Consider the following 3,628-nt stretch of genomic DNA (forward strand, 5'->3'; position numbering starts at 1 on the left):
TGCAAGCCCTTATCGTTTAGATATAGATTGGAAGTGGATTCCGTACGCTATCGAAAAAGATGTAATGATATCCATAAATCCTGATGCACATGATTTAAATGGTATTGATGATATTAAATTTGGAATAGCAGCAGCTCGTAAAGGATTTTTATCTTCCTTGAATTGCTTTAACAGCAAGGGTTTGAAGGAAATAGAAAAATATTTTCAAAAAAAATAAAAATAAAAATCAAAAAGTATTTGCAAAATAAAAAAGTGGGTGTATTTTTGCAGCCGCTTAAAAAAGCAACGAGGTGGTAAAACACTAAGTGATGATTCCGTAGCTCAGCTGGTAGAGCATAACACTTTTAATGTTGGGGTCCTGGGTTCGAGTCCCAGCGGGATCACTTTGCACCTTTTTAAAATTCTTAAAATCCTCTAAATCAATGGTTTAGAGGATTTTTTGTTTTTACAATGTTTCACTTTTTTTCACTTCAATGTCGGTTTTTGGTTCACCAATGTTTCACCAAAATCTATTTGTTTCACCAAAATTTTCAAGTCATGAAACCGACACTAACAATTTATCCAAACGTAGCAAAAAAAGATGCAAAAAGAGGTTTAATTCCAATCTATGTAAGAGTAATTCACAAACGAATTAAAGCAGAAGGCAAGATTCCAATAAACGGAATTACTGAGCAAGAATATTTAAAGTGGGATCCAAGAACTTTAAGATTTATTGGAAAATTCGGTCAAACTGACCACCTTTTTTCGGTGCAAACTGACCACCAAAAGTTGTTGTTAAAATTGATGTAAAAAAAGGTTGCATTTAGTGGTTGTAAAATTAGATGTTTTTAGTTGATAAATTAGATTGATTTTTCGACCATTTTTTTCTGAGTGATTCACCAAATAATTCAATGCGACCAGCATCATGAACTAATCGGTCTAAAATAGCATCAGCAATAGTTTTTTCGCCAATTACATCATACCATTGCTTCACAGGTAACTGCGAAGTGATAATCGTAGAGCGCTTACCGTGTCTATCTTCCATCACTTCCATCAACGCTAAACGACTGGCACTATCAAACGGCTGTAAACCAAAATCGTCTAAGATTAATAAATCTTGGCGTTCAATTTTTGCTAATTCACGAACAGCAGAGCCATCTGCTTTTGCCATTTTTAGTTGAGAAAAAAGTTTGGTGGTACTCGTGTATAATACTTTAAAACCCAACTGGCAAGCCTGTTGACCAATAGCTGAAGCTAAAAAACTTTTACCCGTTCCGGTTGAGCCAGTGATTAAAACATTTTCGCATCGCTTAATAAATTCACCATCTGCCAAGCGATGAACAGTGTTTTTGTCCATGCCTCTTTCAGGGCTGTAATCCAGTTGCTCAATGCTGGCTTTGTAGCGAAACTTGGCGTTTTTCATCGTTCGCTCAATAGAGCGATTTTGACGGTCATCCCATTCGCTGTTGGTGAGCAGCATAGCCATTTCATCGGCGGTGAGCGTTTCGGTGGTGTTGCTTTCCACACTGGTTTTAAATGCCCTATGCATGCCTAAAAGCCGCATCTGACGTAGTTTGTCTAATGTTTCTTGATTCATGTCTGTTTGTTTTTTGTTTGATTATTGAATAAATGATTGGACTTCTTTTGTTTTTTTACTAATGATAATAAGCGCTGCCTCGTATGTTGCTGTGGCTGGGCATTTCAAGAGATTCTTGCTGTAATCTTTGTTCTTCGTCAGTAAGTGTATCTAAGTTTTTTTCTAAAATCTGAAGAATAATAGGATAGTTAAAAATACCAAAGCTTTGCGCTCTTCTGCATGCATTAATCAAGCGTTCGGCACCAACTCTACGATGTAATTGTAAAATGCCCGAACAACTTTTATAGGCTTGTTCAGGATACGATTTATGCTCAAAAACCCCTTCGATATACAAGGCTACATCAGCATGAATACTTTGCGCCTGAGTAATAAATTTGGCTGGTGTCCAATCCGTTAAAAATTGATGTGCTGATGCTAGATGCCCTACTGTAGTGCTGTAATGATAACGCTTTGCGCTGCGTTGATGTTTGGCAATACATTCATAATGATAGAAGACCTCAATAGTAGTGGCAGTGTAAAGCAGCTTAATTTTTCTGCCAATAAATTGATATGGTACGCTGTAATAATGCTTGTCAATGCCCAAACAAACATGACCGTTTTTCATGACCGTTGCCATCGCTTGTTGTTTGAGTTCGTACAAATAATGCGGTAATGGCTTTAACTCTTGTTTTTCGATTTCTTCAAAGCGTTGCCTGCGACTAAAGTCCCGTCCTTTGAATGGTGCTGCATTGTGGGCTTCTAATGCTCCTTTGATGGCGTTGTTTAATTCTTCTAAACTATAAAATTGTTTATCCTGCAAGGGCGAATAAATTCTTCTGTAAATGATTTTTACAGCACCCTCCACTAAGGCTTTATCTTTGGGACGATAGGCTCTGGTAGGCAATACCACTGTGTTGTAATGTTCTGCAAAGTCTGCAAAAGTTTCATTGATGATGGGTTCATATCGACTACTTTTGGTTACTGCGGCTCGTAAATTATCGGGGACAATGGCTTGGGGCACACCACCAAAATAGTGCATCGCATTTTCAGTGGCTTTGATTAAATCTTCTTTCCGCTGACTGTTTACAGCCTCTACATACAGTAACTGACTGCATCCTAAAATAGCAGCAAACACTTCTACTTTGGTTACTTCACCTGTAGCTTGGTCAACAATCGATAATTTATCTCCTGCAAAATCAATATACATTTTATCGCCTGCCTTATGATGGATGTGCATCGTGGTGTTGGCTCGTTTGCAGTATTCTCTGTAATACAAATAAAATTGGGTGATTTCATAGCCCTGTGGGTACGATGTTTTATACTTTTGCCACACCGATAAAATAGTGTTGCCCTTACGTTTTAACTGCCGTTCTATATCGGGCAATAATTGTTGCAACTCTTCAAAACGCTTGTCTTTTGATGCCGCTTCAGTTTGTGCAAATTGTTGCTCCAACTCATGGTCGGTCATGCTCAATACGGCTTCCAAACTAAGCTGTAGCTCTTCTAATTTTCGAATATATCGCTTCACCGTGTTCCGAGAAGTGCCTGTATGCTGACTGATTTGCAGTTTACTTTTTCCTTGTAAATAAAATTTTAGGATTTGTCTTAGCTTTGTCATAATGATTGTTTTATTTGCCATATCGTTGATGCTTTTCGGTGAACCCGAAACGTCAACTTTTTTGGCGACTAAAACAACCTCTTTTTACTATCAAAATCAGGTGGTCAATTTGCTCCGAAAACCACTGGTCAGTTTGGAGCGAAAATCAGTGGTCAGTTTAAAACGAAAATTGGTGGTCAATTTCGCCGTTTTTTCCAATCATCTTATAAAAACAAAAAAGGCTGCAATTTGTATTTGCAGCCTTTTAAAGTATAAATTCTAATAATAATTAGTTTTCAAATTTCACATCTAATGCCAATCCACGTAATTCGTGTACTAATACATTAAATGATTCTGGTATGCCTGGCTTAGGTATATTATCTCCTTTTACAATTGCTTCGTATGTTTTTGCTCTACCTATAATATCATCGCTCTTTAATGTTAATAGCTCTTGTAATATATTACTTGCGCCATAT

General features: G+C 37.2%; 5 protein-coding genes and 1 tRNA gene. 3 read left to right on the forward strand and 3 right to left on the reverse strand.

Going from position 1 to position 3,628, the window contains the following annotated elements:
* From ACKOWY_RS05030 to ACKOWY_RS05040, 3 genes are all read left to right on the forward strand, one after another.
* Nucleotides 1-217, forward strand: a 217-nt coding sequence (locus ACKOWY_RS05030; RefSeq protein ID WP_408940352.1) for a hypothetical protein, incomplete at its 5' end; no start/stop codon positions are given.
* A 93-nt stretch (nucleotides 218-310) separates the two neighbouring features.
* Nucleotides 311-383: transfer RNA gene (locus ACKOWY_RS05035), tRNA-Lys, on the forward strand.
* A gap of 154 nt (nucleotides 384-537) precedes the next feature.
* Nucleotides 538-789, forward strand: a complete 252-nt coding sequence (locus tag ACKOWY_RS05040) for a hypothetical protein (RefSeq protein ID WP_408940353.1) — start codon at nucleotides 538-540, stop codon at nucleotides 787-789.
* Nucleotides 790-817: 28 nt separating this feature from the next.
* Here ACKOWY_RS05040 and istB read toward each other — a convergent pair whose 3' ends face one another.
* From istB to ACKOWY_RS05055, 3 genes are all read right to left on the reverse strand, one after another.
* Nucleotides 818-1,576 (reverse strand): IS21-like element helper ATPase IstB, encoded by a 759-nt coding sequence (gene istB / locus ACKOWY_RS05045; RefSeq protein WP_408940354.1) that lies wholly within the window; start codon nucleotides 1,574-1,576, stop codon nucleotides 818-820.
* 58 nt (nucleotides 1,577-1,634) lie between these two features.
* Nucleotides 1,635-3,194, reverse strand: coding sequence for an IS21 family transposase (gene istA / locus ACKOWY_RS05050; RefSeq protein ID WP_408940355.1), 1,560 nt, complete (start codon nucleotides 3,192-3,194; stop codon nucleotides 1,635-1,637).
* A gap of 247 nt (nucleotides 3,195-3,441) precedes the next feature.
* On the reverse strand, nucleotides 3,442-3,628 hold a 187-nt coding region (locus tag ACKOWY_RS05055; RefSeq protein ID WP_408940356.1), incomplete at its 5' end, for a hypothetical protein.

The sequence above is a fragment of the Flavobacterium sp. genome (genome assembly GCF_046073885.1).
Lineage (GTDB): Bacteria > Bacteroidota > Bacteroidia > Flavobacteriales > Flavobacteriaceae > Flavobacterium.

Excerpts from the sequence above, each read along its gene's own strand:
- ACKOWY_RS05040 (WP_408940353.1), top strand. The coding sequence starts at position 538 with ATGAAACCGACACTAACAATTTATCCAAACGTAGCAAAAAAAGATGCA.
- istB (WP_408940354.1), bottom strand. The coding sequence starts at position 1,576 with ATGAATCAAGAAACATTAGACAAACTACGTCAGATGCGGCTTTTAGGC.
- istA (WP_408940355.1), bottom strand. The coding sequence starts at position 3,194 with ATGGCAAATAAAACAATCATTATGACAAAGCTAAGACAAATCCTAAAA.